This window comes from Mesorhizobium sp. B2-4-6 (genome assembly GCF_006442775.1).
GTDB lineage: Bacteria > Pseudomonadota > Alphaproteobacteria > Rhizobiales > Rhizobiaceae > Mesorhizobium.
Genome location: NZ_VFVI01000002.1, coordinates 330,405 through 346,261, shown reverse-complemented (window position 1 = coordinate 346,261; position 15,857 = coordinate 330,405). Strand labels below are relative to the sequence as shown.

The 15,857-nt window shown below is 62.7% G+C and carries 17 protein-coding genes; 16 read left to right on the top strand and 1 reads right to left on the bottom strand.

Going from position 1 to position 15,857, the window contains the following annotated elements:
- Nucleotides 1-3: 3 nt before the first annotated feature.
- The 7 genes from FJ957_RS07575 to FJ957_RS07545 all read left to right on the top strand — a co-directional run bounded on the left by FJ957_RS07575 (nucleotide 4) and on the right by FJ957_RS07545 (nucleotide 5,557).
- The gene (locus FJ957_RS07575) at nucleotides 4-534 is read left to right on the top strand and encodes a peptidylprolyl isomerase (RefSeq protein WP_246685798.1); all 531 of its coding nucleotides are present in this window, start codon (nucleotides 4-6) and stop codon (nucleotides 532-534) included.
- 29 nt (nucleotides 535-563) lie between these two features.
- Nucleotides 564-1,076, top strand: a complete 513-nt coding sequence (locus FJ957_RS07570; protein WP_140653014.1) for a peptidylprolyl isomerase — start codon at nucleotides 564-566, stop codon at nucleotides 1,074-1,076.
- A 10-nt stretch (nucleotides 1,077-1,086) separates the two neighbouring features.
- Nucleotides 1,087-1,536, top strand: coding sequence for a DMT family transporter (locus FJ957_RS07565; RefSeq protein ID WP_140830141.1), 450 nt, complete (start codon nucleotides 1,087-1,089; stop codon nucleotides 1,534-1,536).
- Nucleotides 1,536-2,624: a tRNA preQ1(34) S-adenosylmethionine ribosyltransferase-isomerase QueA gene (gene queA / locus FJ957_RS07560; protein ID WP_140830139.1), complete on the top strand. Its 1,089-nt coding sequence runs from the start codon at nucleotides 1,536-1,538 to the stop codon at nucleotides 2,622-2,624. The genes FJ957_RS07565 and queA overlap by 1 nt, the downstream gene beginning before the upstream one ends.
- Nucleotides 2,614-2,883: a hypothetical protein gene (locus FJ957_RS07555; protein ID WP_140830137.1), complete on the top strand. Its 270-nt coding sequence runs from the start codon at nucleotides 2,614-2,616 to the stop codon at nucleotides 2,881-2,883. Before queA ends, FJ957_RS07555 begins: the two co-directional genes overlap by 11 nt.
- Complete coding sequence (gene tgt / locus FJ957_RS07550; protein ID WP_140830135.1) at nucleotides 2,876-4,006, top strand: tRNA guanosine(34) transglycosylase Tgt; 1,131 nt, start codon at nucleotides 2,876-2,878, stop codon at nucleotides 4,004-4,006. Before FJ957_RS07555 ends, tgt begins: the two co-directional genes overlap by 8 nt.
- Before the next feature lie 204 nt (nucleotides 4,007-4,210).
- Nucleotides 4,211-5,557 (top strand): hypothetical protein, encoded by a 1,347-nt coding sequence (locus FJ957_RS07545; RefSeq protein WP_140830133.1) that lies wholly within the window; start codon nucleotides 4,211-4,213, stop codon nucleotides 5,555-5,557.
- Between the two features lie 19 nt (nucleotides 5,558-5,576).
- On the opposite strand, the gene FJ957_RS07540 is transcribed toward FJ957_RS07545, so the two are convergent.
- A complete protein-coding gene (locus tag FJ957_RS07540; RefSeq protein ID WP_140830131.1) occupies nucleotides 5,577-5,996 on the bottom strand; it encodes a DUF4864 domain-containing protein in 420 nt (139 codons plus the stop codon).
- Nucleotides 5,997-6,212: 216 nt separating this feature from the next.
- Between FJ957_RS07540 and FJ957_RS07535 the strand changes: the two genes are divergently transcribed.
- From FJ957_RS07535 to FJ957_RS07495, 9 genes are all read left to right on the top strand, one after another.
- Nucleotides 6,213-6,449, top strand: a complete 237-nt coding sequence (locus tag FJ957_RS07535) for an Lrp/AsnC family transcriptional regulator (RefSeq protein WP_040995065.1) — start codon at nucleotides 6,213-6,215, stop codon at nucleotides 6,447-6,449.
- A 166-nt stretch (nucleotides 6,450-6,615) separates the two neighbouring features.
- On the top strand, nucleotides 6,616-8,028 hold the full coding sequence (locus FJ957_RS07530; protein WP_181177361.1) for a circularly permuted type 2 ATP-grasp protein: 1,413 nt from the start codon (nucleotides 6,616-6,618) through the stop codon (nucleotides 8,026-8,028).
- 123 nt (nucleotides 8,029-8,151) lie between these two features.
- Entirely contained in the window at nucleotides 8,152-9,093 is a 942-nt protein-coding gene (locus FJ957_RS07525; protein WP_140830129.1) for an alpha-E domain-containing protein, read from the top strand.
- 21 nt (nucleotides 9,094-9,114) lie between these two features.
- Nucleotides 9,115-9,909 carry a transglutaminase family protein gene (locus FJ957_RS07520; protein ID WP_140782841.1) on the top strand — a complete coding sequence of 265 codons (795 nt, stop codon included), beginning with the start codon at nucleotides 9,115-9,117 and terminating at the stop codon, nucleotides 9,907-9,909.
- Between the two features lie 32 nt (nucleotides 9,910-9,941).
- Nucleotides 9,942-10,673: a peptidase gene (locus FJ957_RS07515; protein ID WP_140782840.1), complete on the top strand. Its 732-nt coding sequence runs from the start codon at nucleotides 9,942-9,944 to the stop codon at nucleotides 10,671-10,673.
- A gap of 99 nt (nucleotides 10,674-10,772) precedes the next feature.
- Nucleotides 10,773-12,185, top strand: a complete 1,413-nt coding sequence (locus tag FJ957_RS07510) for an aspartate aminotransferase family protein (RefSeq protein WP_140830127.1) — start codon at nucleotides 10,773-10,775, stop codon at nucleotides 12,183-12,185.
- Between the two features lie 126 nt (nucleotides 12,186-12,311).
- A complete protein-coding gene (locus FJ957_RS07505) occupies nucleotides 12,312-13,079 on the top strand; it encodes a DeoR/GlpR family DNA-binding transcription regulator (protein WP_140653029.1) in 768 nt (255 codons plus the stop codon).
- A 126-nt stretch (nucleotides 13,080-13,205) separates the two neighbouring features.
- Complete coding sequence (gene glpD / locus FJ957_RS07500) at nucleotides 13,206-14,732, top strand: glycerol-3-phosphate dehydrogenase (protein ID WP_140830125.1); 1,527 nt, start codon at nucleotides 13,206-13,208, stop codon at nucleotides 14,730-14,732.
- Between the two features lie 39 nt (nucleotides 14,733-14,771).
- A complete protein-coding gene (locus tag FJ957_RS07495; protein WP_140830124.1) occupies nucleotides 14,772-15,851 on the top strand; it encodes an ABC transporter ATP-binding protein in 1,080 nt (359 codons plus the stop codon).
- Nucleotides 15,852-15,857: the final 6 nt, after the last annotated feature.

The window sequence follows — 15,857 nt, the reverse complement described above, 5'->3', positions numbered from 1 at the left end:
TCCATGCCGGCCGTCGCCGCCGACAAGGAAAACACCATGATCATCACACTGAAGGACGGCGATGTGACCATCGCGTTGCGTCCCGATCTGGCGCCCAAGCATGTCGCGCAGATCAAGAAGCTGGTGCGCGACGGCGCCTATGACAACGTCGCCTTCCATCGCGTCATCGACGGCTTCATGGCGCAGACCGGCGATGTCAAATTCGGCAATATGAAGAAGGGCTTCAACCCCGAAGCCGTCGGAACCGGCGGTTCCGATCTTCCCGACCTGCCGGCCGAGTTCTCGCAGAGCGAGCAGTTCACGCGCGGCGTGATCGGCATGGCCCGCTCGCAGGATCCGAATTCGGCGAACTCGCAATTCTTCGTCATGTTCGCGCCGGCGCCGAACCTCGACGGCCAGTACACCATCGTCGGCAAGGTCGTCGGCGGCATGGACCTCGTCGACAAGATCAAGAAGGGCGACGAGGCCGACAACGGAACGGTCACCGACCCCGACCGCATGATCAAGGTTCGCATCGCCGCCGACGGCAAATAACCTCCTCATCTTCAAAAGGATTTTGTGACATGGCTGAGATCAAGGACCGCGAGAACGCGCTCATCCTGGAAACGACCAAGGGACAGGTCGTCATCGAAATGTATCCTGAATTGGCGCCCGGCCACGTTGCCCGCATAAAGGAGCTGGCGCGCGAAGGCGCCTATGACGGCGTGGTGTTTCACCGCGTCATCGACGGCTTCATGGCGCAGACCGGCGACGTCAAGTTCGGCAATTCGAGCAAGCCCACCTATGCGCCGTCGCGCGCGGGCATGGGCGGCTCCGACAAGCCGGACCTGAAGGCCGAATTCTCCAACGCCAATCACGGACGCGGCGCCTGCTCGATGGCCAGAGCCCAGAACCCGAATTCGGCGAATTCGCAGTTCTTCATCTGCTTCGACGATGCCGCCTTCCTCAACCGCCAGTACACGGTGTGGGGCCAGGTCATCGAAGGCATGGAGAATGTCGACAAGATCAAGCGCGGCGAGCCTGTGCAGGATCCCGACAAGATCGTCTCGCTCAAAGTCGCGGCAGACGTCAAGTAAGGGCGGAACGATGATGGGCGCTGTCTGGTCCCTGCTCGGCATCCTGTCCGGCGCCTTCATCGCCATCCAGGCGCCGATCAATTCGCAATTGGCGCGCGGCCTCGGACTGCCGGTGGCCGCCGCGGCGTTCTCCTTCCTGTCCGGCGCCATCGTGCTTGGCATCATCTCCATCTCGGTGGTGAAGCTGCAGGGCATCGAGCTCGACTGGAAGGCGCCGGCTCCATGGCTGTTCGTCGCCGGCGGTATGCTCGGCGGCTTCTATGTGACGCTGTCGACGATCCTCACGCCACGTATCGGCGCCGCGGCGCTGATGGCCTTCCTGGTCGCCGGCCAGCTGATCGCCGGCATGCTGATCGACCGTGCCGGCTTCCTCGGCGTGGCGGTGCGCGAAATCTCGCTTGGTCGCGTCGCCGGCGCCGTGCTCTTGCTTGCCGGGGCGCTGCTCATCCGGCTCTACTGATGCGCGTCGACCTGTTCGACTTCGACCTGCCGGAAGAGCGCATCGCGCTTCGCCCGGCTGAGCCGCGTGACAGCGCCAGGCTTCTGGTCGTCAAAACGGGCGAGACGCCGCAAGACCGCCTTGTCGGCGAATTGCCGTCACTGCTGCGTGAAGGCGACGTGCTGGTGTTCAACGACACCAAGGTCATCCCGGCGCAGCTCAGGGGCATGCGCAAGCGCGGCGAGGCGGTGGCGCAGGTCGAGGCGACGCTGCACATGCGGGTGGCGCCGGACCGCTGGCAGGCCTTCATGCGGCCGGGCAAGCGCATTGCCGCGGGCGACCGCATCCATTTCGGCCATGACGGTAATTCCTGCTTCCTCGGCCAGCTCGACGCCACGGTGCTCGAAAAGGGCGAGGCGGGCGAGGCGCTGCTCGGTTTCGACCTTTCCGGGCCGTTCCTCGACGAGGCGCTGCACGCCGTCGGCCATATTCCGCTGCCGCCCTATATCGCCTCGAAGCGCGACGACGACGAGCGCGACCGCGCCGACTACCAGACCATCTATGCCCGGGAAGAGGGCGCGGTCGCTGCCCCCACCGCCGGCCTGCATTTCACGCCGGAGCTGTTTACCGCGCTGGACGCCAAGGGCATCGAGCGCCGCTTCGTCACGCTGCATGTCGGCGCCGGCACCTTCCTGCCGGTGAAAGCGGACGACACGGCCGATCACAAGATGCATGCCGAGACCGGCTCGGTGAGCCCGGAAACGGCGGCGGCGCTCAACGCGGCCAAGGCACGGGGAGGGCGGATCGTCTGCGTCGGCACGACATCGTTGCGGCTTTTGGAAAGTGCTGCGCGCAGCGACGGCAGAATCGAGCCCTGGTCCGGGACTACCGACATCTTCATCACGCCCGGCTATCGCTTCCGCACGGTCGACATGCTGATGACCAATTTCCATCTGCCGCGCTCGACGCTGTTCATGCTGGTCTCGGCCTTCAGCGGGCTGGAGACGATGCGCTCGGCCTATGCGCATGCCATCGAGAACCGTTACAGGTTCTACTCCTACGGCGATGCCAGCCTGCTTTTCCGAGCGGAGACGAGCGATGGACGATGATCTCGACGGCATGGACCGCGATGTCCTGATCGCGGAAGTGAAGAAGCTGCGCGCCGGCATCCGCGCGCATCGCGACACGACCGGGCATGATCTGTGCTGGCATCACCCCGACCTCTGGGACCTTTTGCCGGAAAGGACCGAGCCGTCGATCGCCGTGCCGCCATGGCCGAAATTCATGCGCGGCTGCATCCGCTACCGGCAGTCGCTCGACGAGCAGGCGCCCGGCGCGCCGGTGCACGACAAGGAATTCAATGGCTGAGACTTTTTCCTTCAAGGTGCTTGCCGGTGACGGCAAGGCCAGGCGCGGCTTGGTCTCGATGCCGCGCGGCGGGATCCGCACACCGGCCTTCATGCCGGTCGGCACCGGCGGCACGGTCAAGGCCATGTATATGGACCAGGTGCGTGGCGTCGGCGCCGACATCATCCTGGGCAACACCTACCATCTGATGCTGCGCCCCGGCGCCGAGCGTGTGGCCCGGCTCGGCGGCCTGCATGAGTTCGCCCGCTGGCCATATCCGATCCTGACCGACAGCGGCGGCTTCCAGGTGATGTCGCTGTCGAAGCTCCGGAAGCTGACCGAACAGGGCGTCACCTTCCGCTCGCATATCGATGGCGCGCCTTACGAAATGTCGCCGGAACGGTCGATCGAGATCCAGGGACTGCTCGATTCCGATATCCAGATGCAGCTCGACGAATGCACCGCACTTCCGGCCAAGCCGAAGGAGATCGAGCGCGCGATGGAATTGTCGCTGCGCTGGGCCGAGCGCTGCAAGACGGCGTTCGGCGACCAGCCGGGCAAGGCGATGTTCGGTATCGTCCAGGGCGGCGACAGCGCGGCCTTGCGCGTGCGCTCCGCTCAGGCGCTGAAGGCGATGGACCTGAAAGGCTATGCCGTCGGCGGGCTGGCGGTCGGCGAGCCGCAGCAAGTGATGCTGGAGATGCTCGACATCACCTGCCCGGAACTGCCTGCCGACAGACCGCGCTACCTGATGGGCGTCGGCACGCCGGACGATATCCTGAAATCGGTGTCGCGCGGCATCGACATGTTCGACTGCGTGATGCCGACGCGTGCCGGCCGGCACGGCCTTGCCTACACGCGCCGCGGCAAGGTCAATCTCAGGAACGCCCGTCATGCCGACGATCCGCGGCCGCTCGACGAAGAAAGCGACTGCCCGGCCGCGCGCGATTATTCGCGCGCCTACCTGCATCACCTGGTGCGCTCGCAGGAAGCGCTCGGCGCCATGCTGCTCACCTGGAACAACCTGTCCTATTATCAGAGGCTGATGCAGGACATCCGGGCGGCCATCGAGGCGCAGGCTTTTGAAGCGCGCGCCGCCGAGATCACCGAAGGCTGGGCGAGAGGCGATATCCCGGTCCTTTGATCAGAGAAGCCGTCGGAAAACTTTTCATAAATCAGATGAAGAGTAAGTATCCCTTGCCATATCGAGGCGAAGGGCGGCACGACTTTGGTAAAAATAGACGCGTCGATCGTTGACGATAATGTAGCAATTGCTAATGTTGATCGGCCTGGATCGGCGGCGACCCGGCGATGGAGCTACAGTCTATTACTTGTAATTTCGGGGGTCGTGCTTGCCGGCCTGACCTTGCGCCTGCTCGGCGCGCGCGGCGATCTCTGGCATGACGAGATCTGGAGCATCACGCTGCTGAGGCCCCTGACGTCGGTCGACCAGATATTCTGGCGCATAAACCACGACAACAATCACTTCCTCAACTCGATATATCAGTATGTCGTCGGCCCCGATGCCGCGCCACTCGTCCAGCGCGGCCTGTCGATAACGCTGGGTGCATGCACCGTCATCGTGGCCGCGGCGATATCGCGGGGACGCTGGGCCATGGTTGCGTCGGGGCTCCTGTTCGCAGTGAGCTACCCGATGGTTCACTACGGCTCGGAGGCGCGTGGCTATGCCGGCCTGGTGCTGTTCACACTCGTTGCCGTGGCTCTTCTGGAGCGTTGGTTCGACAAGCGTGGTCTCTACGGCGCCGCCTTTGCCGTCGCAATTCTGCTTGGCTTCCTTTCCCATCTGACGATGACCGAAACGGTAGCGGTGCTCGCGGCCTGGACGATGTGGCTAAGCTGGCGACGCAGCCGCAGCCTGATTGTCGTCAACCGGGAGGTTATCCAGGCCTTCCTGCCTGCTTTCCTTGCCGTGCTTCCGCTCGCCACGGCAATACTCGTGGGCGCGCGATTGTTCAGCTTCAATGTCGGCGGGTTTTCGTCTTTCTCGCTTGAGAGGTTCGCCGCCGGCTATGGTGGAATGATCCGCTATCTTTTCGGCCTGCCGGACTGGATCGGCGACTGGACATGCGTCGCGATCGTTTGCGTCCTGGTTCTGGCATATGCAGGCGTCCCGCGCGATCGCCGGGCCAGTCTCTATGCCATCGGCATCGTCGGGCTGCCCGCATTGATGGCGGTGGCGCATCTGCCGAATGTTGAATTCCCGCGCTATTTCATCGTCAGCGGAACCTTGTTGCTGCTTTGGGCCGGGGACATGATCGGACGCGGCTTCGACGCCGGCGGTACGAGAAGGCTTTGTGCCGCCGGGATGCTCATGCTTGTAGCGGGCGGCAACGCGGCGTTGCTGGCCCGTTTCTATGAGCATGGGCGCGGTTCCTATTCCGACATGGTGGGCGAGGTGACAAAGAGCGGCGCCGCCACATATGCCACCAACGCTGATTTCCGCACCGGCATGGTGGTCGATTATTTCGCCATGCGCATGGGCCGCCAGGCATCGCTCGTCACCCAGGACAAGATTTGTGCCGGGCGCGCGGAGTGGCTCATTCTCGAAGGCGATCCCCAAAAGCAGCCCGAGCGCGTGGATTTCGATTGCGCGCTTGCCTACGAACGAGCCGCAGCCTCGACTTTCTGGGGCCTCTCCGGCCTGGGCTGGACACTGTATAGCCGCCGGGATTGAGCGATCATGCCAGGCGGGCTCAGGTGCTGACCGAAGTCGAGGCCCGCAGGCTGCAGCCGGTGATCTTGAAGCTGCCGTCCGCCTGCTGCTGCAGCGTATAGACCGCCTCATAATCCTTGCCGTCGGGCCCGACGATCAGCACCTGCTGGACGATCGAACCCGGCGCGGTCTGCTCGACCTTGCCGAAGGAATAGGACCGCGGCTTGCGCACCGGCGCGTAGCCGTTCGTCACCATGTTCATGAAGGTATCCACGGTCGGAAAGATCTGTTTCACGTTCGGCGCGGCGAAGCTGTAGGCCGTGGCGCCGTCATCGGTGATGAAGGCTTTCAACTGGCTGTCGATGACTGCCTGCGCGGTCTTGATCTCGTCATCGCCGGCAAAGGCAAGCGAGGCTATCCACATCGGAACAAGAGCTAGTGCGAACAATACGCGGCGCATGGCCTGCCTCCCGGAACTCGCTTGACGAATGCAATCTAACATACGCGCTTCGATGCCCGGCGGTTTCATCCCTTCGCAAGATTTCGCCCTTTCGACGCCGGAGCGCCCTGCTTGGGCGGTCGTTAAGAACGGCGCGCGCCGGCTGATGCTTGAAAGCCGGGCGGCAGTCTGCCACAAGGGCCGCTTAATCGTGAAGCAGGCTGGCAGGACCGGGCAATGAAGGCATTTTTCGTGCAGATCAAGTGCGACCTGGGCAAGTCCTATGAGGTCGCCAGCGCGCTTGCCGATGCCGAGATCGCCTCCGAAATCTACTCGACCGCCGGCAATTACGACCTGCTCGCCAAATTCTATATCGACGACGAGGAAGACGTTGGCCACTTCGTCAACGAGCGGGTGCAGATTCTGCCTGGAATCAAGGACACCTTCACGATCGTGACCTTCCGGGCGTTTTGACGGACTGGCGATGCCCCGCCGGGAAGCAGCAACTGATCCGGCCTTGCCGTTCATGCCTTAAATTTAGGCAATTCGCATAGAGCGGCCGCCATCGCGTCTTAAATCACCGATTGCGCTTGATTTTCTCCGGCGAGGCCAGTGAAATGGTCCAGAGGGGAGTACGTGATTGGCAGCGTTCGACGAAATGCTTCCGGAAGTCTCCGGATTGAGAAGACCTTATGAGGCTTACGATCGCTGGCTGAAGGAGCAGGACCCAGCCAGGCTTACCCAGAAAATGCAGGACGCCGAGCGCGTCTTCCGCAAGACCGGCATCACCTTTGCCGTCTATGGCGAGCAGGAAGCTTCCGAGCGGCTGATCCCTTTCGACATCGTCCCGCGCATCCTCTCCGGCCAGGAATGGCGCCGGCTGACGCAAGGCATCGAACAGCGCGTGCAGGCGCTGAACGCCTTTCTCGACGACATCTACCATCGCCAGGAGATTTTGCGCGCCGGGCGCGTGCCGAGGGAGCTTGTCGCGAAGAATGAGGCCTTCCTGCCTGAGATGATCGGGGTGAGGCCGCCGGCCGGCGTCTATACCCACATCATCGGCGTCGATATCGTCCGCATCTCGGAGAACGAGTTCTATGTGCTGGAGGACAATGCCCGCACGCCGTCCGGCGTCTCCTACATGCTGGAGAACCGCGAGACGATGATGCAGCTCTTTCCGGAGCTGTTCCAGAAGATCAAGGTCCGGCCGGTCGAGAACTACCCGCAGCTTTTGCGCCAGTCGCTCGCCGCGGTGCGGCCGCAAAGCAGCAAGGGCGCGCCGACCATCGCGGTGCTGACGCCTGGCTCCTACAACTCGGCCTATTTCGAACACGCCTTCCTCGCCGACCAGATGGGCGTGCAACTCGTCGAAGGGCAGGATCTGCGCGTCGTCGACGGCCATGTGGCGATGCGCACGACCGAGGGCTACAAGCAGATCGACGTGCTCTACCGGCGCGTCGACGACAACTTCCTCGATCCGCTGACCTTCCGGCCGGATTCCGCGCTCGGCGTGCCCGGCATCATGGATGTCTACCGCGCAGGCAACATCACCATCGCCAACGCGCCGGGAACCGGCATCGCCGACGACAAGGCGATCTATTCCTACATGCCGGAGATCGTCGAGTTCTACACCGGCCGCAAGGCGATCCTCGGCAACATCCCGACCTGGCGCTGTTCGGAGCCGGACAGCCTCAAATATGTGCTCGAGCGCATCGGCGAACTCGTCATCAAGGAAGTGCACGGCTCCGGCGGCTACGGCATGCTGGTCGGCCCGGCGGCGACCAAGAAGGAATGCCAGGAGTTTGCCAAGAAGCTGCAGGCGAAGCCCTCGAACTACATCGCCCAGCCGACCTTGGCGCTGTCGACCTGCCCGATCCTGACCGAGAAGGGCCTGTCGCCGCGCCATGTCGATCTCAGGCCTTATGTGCTGGTGTCCGACCGCATCCAGATCGTGCCGGGCGGCTTGACGCGTGTCGCGCTGAAGCAAGGCTCATTGGTGGTGAACTCTTCGCAAGGCGGCGGCACGAAAGACACCTGGGTGCTGGATGATTGAGATGAGTGATTAGTGAATAGTGAATAGTCAGTAGGGGAAAGAGCAATGCCACATTCGGTCGAAGTTCGAAAATTCACTACTCACTACTCCCTATTCCCTATTCGCTAACCCGAAGGGCCTGACATGCTTCTCGGCCGCACCGCAAACGGTCTCTACTGGATGAACCGCTATATCGAGCGGGCCGAAAACATGGCGCGCCTGGTCGACGCGGGATTGCGCATGGCGCTGACGCGCACGCAGAGCGCTTCGGAGGAATGGAACTCGGTGCTGCTCAGCGCCGGCTCGGACATCACCTTCAGCCGGAAGTACCAGGACTACACCGCGGCCAACGTCTCCGACTTCCTGCTGCGCGACACATCGAACCCGTCGAGCACGATGTCGTCGATCGAGACGGCGCGCAACAATGCCCGCATGGTGCGCACGGCGCTGACGCGCGAGACCTGGGAAAGCATCAACGAAGCCTGGATGTCGCTGAAGCGCATGCTGGCGAGGCCGATCGACGAACGCGACCTGCCGACGGTGCTCGATGCCATCAAGCGCGAGACGGCGCTGATCCGCGGTTCGTTCTACGGCACGATGCTGCGCAACGAGATTTTCGATTTCTCGCAACTCGGCACCTATGTCGAGCGCGCCGACAACACGGCGCGCATCCTCGACGTGAAATATTATGTGCTGTTGCCTTCGCTGTCCTGGGTCGGCTCGACGCTGGACAACTACCAATGGGAGTCGATCCTGCGCTCGGTGTCGGCACACCGCTCCTATCGCTGGGTTTACGAAGCCGATTACAAGCCGACGAACATCGCCGACTATCTGATCCTCAACGTGCGCATGCCGCGCTCGTTGACCTTCTGCTACCGCTTCCTCGGCGAGCATCTGAAATTCCTCGCCGACGACTATGGTGAGCACCATGCCTGCCATGCCACGGCCGAGAAGATCCAGGCATTGCTCAAGAGAGGGTCGATCAAGGACATATTCGACCACGGCTTGCACGAGTTCCTGGCAGAGTTCATTCGCGACAACACCAGGCTGGGCGACGAGATCGCCCAGGACTACCGGTTCTATTGAGCACAGCCGAGGGCGAGCGCTATGCGGCTCAAGATCACCCATCGCACCGAGTACCGCTACGATCAGCCGGTGCAGTATCTGCTGCAGCGGCTGCGCCTGCTGCCTTCCAGCGGGCGTACGCAGACCGTCGACTCTTGGGCGATCAAGGTCGAGGGCGCTCGCGAGGAGGTGCGCTTCACCGACCATTTCGGCAACGACACGCGGCTGGTGAGCGCCGAGAGCGGCCAGAACTCGATCACCGTCGAGGCCGCCGGAGATGTGACCACACATGATACGGCGGGCGTGACGGGCCCACATCAGGGCTTTGCGCCGCTCTGGCTGTTCGCACAGCAGACGCAGCTCACCACTGCCGGCGAGCGCATCCGCGAATTGGCCGGCGCGGTCGGACAGGGCACCGAGATCGAGCGACTGCACCGGCTGATGGGCGCTATCGGCGAACGCGTCGCCTACAGGCCGGGCACCACCAGCGTCGTGACGCCGGCGGAGGAGGCGCTGGCGTTGAAATCGGGCGTCTGCCAGGACCATAGCCACATCTTCATCGCCGCGGCGGGCGCGCTTGGTTTTCCCGCCCGCTATATCAGCGGCTACCTGATGATGGATGCTGCCGTCGAGCAGGCGGCAAGCCATGCCTGGGCCGAGGCCTATGTCGTCGGGCTCGGATGGGTTGCCTTCGACCCGGCGAACGGTATCTCTCCCGACGAACGCTATGTGCGGGTGGCGACGGGACGCGACTATCGCGATGCCTCGCCGGTGTCGGGGATATTGCTGGGGCAGGCGCAAGAGAAGCTTGCCGTGACCGTCACGGTAGAGCAGTAATCTGCGCCGGAATCGTTAGCAGAAGAGCGACCATGACCTATTGCGTCGGCCTCAAGATCGATCGCGGCCTCGTGTTCATGTCGGACACGCGCACCAATGCCGGCATGGATTCGATATCGACCTTCAAGAAGATGCATGTGTGGGAAAAACCCGGCGAGCGCGTCATCGTGCTGATGTCGGCGGGCAACCTTGCCACGACGCAGGCCGTCGTCAGCCTGCTCGACGAGCGCAACAAGGCGGTCGGCGACCGCCATGGGAAGCTGCTCGAGACGCCGTCCATGTACCAGACGGTGCGGCTGGTCGGCGATACGGTCAAGGAAGCGATCGCGCATGCGTCGCCCGACGGCGAGAAGGCGGACTCCTATTTCAATGCTTCCTTCATCCTCGGCGGCCAGATCAAGGGCAGCCCACCCAGGCTGTTCATGATCTATCCGGAAGGTAATTTCATCGAATCGACCGACGACACGCCCTTCTTCCAAATCGGCGAGACGAAATACGGCAAGCCGATCATCATCCGTGCCTATGACCGGACAATGAGCCTGGCGGAGACGGTGAAGCTGCTGCTGGTATCCTTCGACTCGACGCTGAAATCCAACCTTTCGGTCGGGCTGCCGCTCGATCTTCTGTTCATGGAACAGGATGCGTTCAAGGTGGGGCTGAACCGGCGGATCGGCCATGACGATCCTTACTACCGCACCATTTCGGATGGTTGGTCCAACGCGCTGAAATTGGCTTTTTCAAACCTGCCGGATTTTCCGGGGTAGGGCCCTGCGATCCAGCCGTTGCCTCAATATATTTAACATGTTAATCAAAAGTTGAGAGCGGTTCGGTTAGCCGACATGGGCGGCAGCTGGGAGGAAATTATGGACAATGAGGAATTCCGCGACTGGTCGAGGCGGGCAGCCGATTGGGGCTCCGATTACCGCGCCGGCCTACGCGATCGTCCGGTGCGGCCGGCGATCGCGCCGGGCGAGGTTTTCAGGAGCATCGAGGTTTCGCCGCCCGAAATGCCCGAGCCGATGGACAAGATCTTCGCCGATTTCGAAGAAAAGATCGTGCCGGGCATGACGCATTGGCAGCACCCGCGTTTCTTCGCCTATTTCCCGGCCAATGCGGCGCCGGTGTCGGTCGTGGCGGAATATCTGGTCTCGGCGATGGCTGCGCAGTGCATGCTGTGGCAGACCTCGCCGGCGGCGACCGAGCTCGAGACGCGCATCGTCGACTGGATGCGCCAGGCACTCGGCCTGCCCGAGGGTTTTTCCGGCGTCATCCAGGATTCGGCCTCGTCGGCGACGCTTGCGGCGGTGCTGACAATGCGCGAGCGCGCACTCGACTGGGAGGGCAACAAAAAGGGGCTGGCCGGGCAGGGCAAGCTGCGTGTCTATTCCTCCGACCAGGTCCATACCTCGATCGATCGCGCCATCTGGGTTTCCGGCATCGGCGAGGAAAACCTCGTCCGCATCCCGGTCGGCGGACGTTTTCGCGCCATGGACACGGCGGCGCTCGAAGCCGCGATCGTCGCCGATCGCGAAGCGGGGCTGCTGCCGGCCGGCATCATCGCCTGCGTCGGCGGCACCAGCACCGGCGGAACCGACGACATCGCAGCGGTGGCCGCGGTCGCGAAGCGGCACGGGCTTTACCTGCATGTCGACGCCGCCTGGGCCGGATCGGCGATGATCTGCCAGGAACACCGGCATTTCTGGACCGGCATCGAGGGCGCCGATTCCATCGTCTTCAATCCGCATAAGTGGCTGGGGGCGCAGTTCGACTGCTCGACCCAGTTCGTGCGCCAACCGGAAGACCTGGTGCGCACGCTGGCGATCAAGCCGGACTATCTGAAAACCCGAGGCCATGACGGCATCATCAACTATTCGGAATGGTCGGTGCCGCTCGGGCGCCGTTTCCGGGCGCTGAAGCTCTGGTTCCTGCTGCGTGCCCACGGCCTCGAAGGGTTGCGCAACATGATAAGAAACCATGTCGCCTGGAGCGAAGGGCTTGCCGCGCGGCTGGCCAGGGAGGCGGATTTCGAGCTCAGCAGCGAACCGATGCTGTCGCTTTTCTCGTTCCGGCATCGCGCGGCACCAGGCATCGATCCGGACGAGCACAATCTTCGCCTCGTCGATGCCATCAACACCGATGGCCGCATTTACCTGACGCAAACGCGGGTCGATGGGCGTGTGGCGATCCGCTTTCAGGCGGGGCAATTCGAGGCGACGGCAGCCGATGTCGACGCGGCGTTCGACGTCATAATCGAGATTGCGCGGCGTCCATCCTGAGGCGGCAGGCGTGTTCCGCACTGGGTTTGCCTTTTGCAACCAGGTGATTTTCGTTAGCCGGCTTATCCCTTTTCTTCGCTTTCGTTTTCCGATATAGACGAAAAAAACGAAAATGGAGGACGCGCGATGTTTCTTTCGCCACGCCATGCCGAGATCATCCAGATGGCGAAAGACCATGGTCGGGTGCTGGTCGACGACCTTGCGACGCATTTCAATGTGACGCCGCAGACCATCCGCAAGGACCTCAACGATCTGTGCGATCAGCGGCTGCTCACCCGCATCCATGGCGGTGCGCTATTCCCGTCCGGCATCGAGAACATGGAGTACGAGGCACGGCGCAAGATTGCCGCCGACGAGAAGGAGGCGATCGGCAGCGCGGCGGCGCGGCTGATTCCCGACAATGCCTCGCTGTTCATCAATATCGGCACCACCACCGAGGCCGTCAGCAAGGCGCTGCTCGACCATAACGGGCTTATGGTCATCACCAATAACATCAACGTTGCCAATAGGATGCGCATCTATCCCACGATCGAGGTTGTGATCGCCGGCGGCGTGGTGCGCGGTTCCGACGGCGGCATCGTCGGCGAGGCGGCCGTCGATTTCATCCGTCAGTTCAAGGTCGATTACGCCGTCATCGGCGCCTCGGCGATCGACCATGACGGCGCTCTGCTCGACTTCGATTTCCGCGAGGTGAAGGTTGCGCAGGCCATCATCGCCAATGCCCGCCACGTTATCCTGGTCTCCGACCGGACGAAATTCGAGCGCACGGCGCCGGTTCGGATCGGCCATCTTTCGCAGGTGAATACCTTCATCACCGATCGTTGTGAAATCCCGTCGATCCGCAAGATTTGCGAGGAGACCGAGGTCCGGCTTATCGAGACGGCGCTCGAATAGCCGCATATTACGGCCGACTCACGCATCTGCGATATTTCGTTTGACATTCGGTTTGAGTTCGAAATAATTCCGCTGCGGTTTCGTAAAACACAAAAATGGTGCAATGCGAAATCGTTGGAGGATTCTTTGGACGCATCTCCGATCCATGACATTTTCGTCATCGGCGGCGGCATCAATGGCTGCGGCATAGCCCGCGACGCCGTTGGTCGTGGGTTTTCGGTATACCTCGCCGAGATGAACGATCTCGCCAGCGGAACCTCGTCGGGCTCGACCAAGCTCATCCATGGCGGTCTTCGCTACCTCGAATTCTACGAATTCCGGCTGGTGCGTGAAGCGCTGATGGAGCGCGAGGTTCTGTGGAAGAACGCGCCGCACATCATCTGGCCGATGCGCTTCGTTCTGCCTTATGCCAAAGGCCTCAGGCCCGCTTGGCTGATCCGGCTGGGATTGTTCCTTTACGATCATATCGGCGGGCGCAAGCTGTTGCCGGCGACGAAGACGCTGGACATGACGCGCGACCCGGCAGGCAAGCCGCTCAAGCCATTGTTCCGCAAGGCTTTCGAATATTCGGACGGTTGGGTCAACGACGCGCGCCTGGTGGCGCTGAACGCCCGCGACGCGGCAGACCGGGGCGCCATTGTCCGCACCCGCACCAAGGTCGTCAGCGCGCGGCGCGACGGTGCGCTTTGGACCCTAAAAGTGCAGAATGTGCTTACCGGTGAAATCGAAGAGGTTCGCGCGCGGCTTCTCGTCAACGCCGCCGGCCCCTGGGTCGACCACGTGCTCTCGACCGCCGTCGGCCAGAACGACGTCCACAATGTCCGCCTCGTGCAAGGCAGCCACATCGTCATCCATAGGAAGTTCGACGATCCGCGCGCCTATTTCTTCCAGAACAAGGATGGCCGCATCATCTTCGCCATCCCTTACGAGGAAGAATTCACGCTGATCGGCACCACCGACCGCGATTATCCGGGCGATCCGCACGACGTGAAGATTTCCGACACCGAGATCGACTATCTGTGCGCCGCGGCAAGCGAATATTTCGCGCAGCCGGTGAAGCGTTCCGACATCGTCTGGACCTATTCGGCGGTGCGCCCGCTCTATGACGACGGCGCCTCCAAGGCGCAGGAGGCGACGCGCGACTATGTGCTGAAGGCCGAGGGCGGGGAGGGCGCAGCGCCCTTGCTCAACGCTTTCGGCGGCAAGATCACGACCTTCCGCCGGCTGGCGGAATCGATGCTTGAGAAGATCGAAGGTTTTCTCGGCAAGCGCGGCAAGCCTTGGACGCATGACGCGCCGCTGCCTGGCGGCGATTTCGCCGCGACCGGCTTCGATGCCCAGGTCGCCAGGCTGAAGAACGCCTATCCGTTCCTCGACCAGCGGCTGGCGCGCCGGTTTACGCGGCTCTACGGCACGCGGGCGGAGAAATTGCTCGGGCTCGCCAAGTCGAATGCCGATCTCGGCCGCAATTTCGGCGCCGACCTTTTCGAGGCCGAGGTGCGCTATCTGGCCGAAAACGAATGGGCGGTCACCGCCGAGGACGTGCTGTGGCGCCGCACCAAGCGCGGCCTGCATTTCAGCCGCGAGCAGACGGCGGCGCTGGAAGAATTCATGCGCGGACTGAGCAACCGTCACGTCGCGGCGGCGGAATGAGGATCGGCCGCTGATGCGCAAGGCCTGGGAGGAGGCGTGATGCTGGAACTGAGGAACGTGACGAAGACCATCGGCGCGCAGGAGCATATCCGCGACGTGTCGCTGACGCTCCAGCACGGCTCGCTGAACGTGCTCCTCGGGCCGACGCTTTCCGGCAAGACCAGCCTGATGCGACTGATGGCGGGCCTCGACGCGCCGACTTCCGGCTCGGTCTGGTTCGACGGCAAGGATGTCACCGGACAGAAGGTGCAGAAGCGAAATGTCGCCATGGTCTACCAGCAGTTCATCAATTACCCGGCGATGACCGTCTACGAGAACATCGCCTCGCCGCTGCGGGTGGCCGGCCTCGATCAGGCGAAGATCGACAAGGAGGTGCGCAATGCGGCGGCGCTTTTGAAGCTCACGCCCTATCTCGACCGCACGCCGCTCAACCTGTCCGGCGGCCAGCAGCAGCGCACCGCGCTTGCCCGCGCCATCGTCAAGGATGCCAGCCTGGTGCTGCTCGACGAGCCTTTGGCCAATCTCGACTACAAGCTGCGCGAGGAATTGCGCGCCGAGCTGCCGAAAATTTTTGCCGCCGCCGGCACCATCTTCGTCTATGCGACGACAGAGCCGCACGAGGCGCTTTTGCTCGGCGGCAACACGGCGACGCTTTCGGAAGGCCGCGTCACGCAATTCGGCCCGACGGTCGAAGTGTTCCGCAAGCCGGTCGATCTGGTGACGGCGCGGACCTTCGCCGATCCGCCGCTCAATACCATCGTGCTCTCCAAGAAGGGATCGGATTTTCTGTTGGAAGGCGGCGTCAAGCTGCCGGTGCCGACGGAACTCAACGGCATTCCCGACGCCAGCTACACGATCGGGTTCCAGCCGCATCATTTGTCGCTGGAGCGGCCGAACGCTTCCGCTGCGCCGGTGCGGGCGAAGGTCACCATCACCGAGATCACCGGCTCGGAAAGCTTCGTCCATCTTGATTTCGCCGATGCGCGCTGGGTCATGCTTGCGCATGGCATTCTCGATTTCGAGACGGACGACGAGGTCGAGGTGTTCATCGATCCGCGCCACATCATGGTGTTCGACCAGAACGGCCGCGCCGTGACGGCGTCGAAGCTGGCGGCGTGAGGAGCA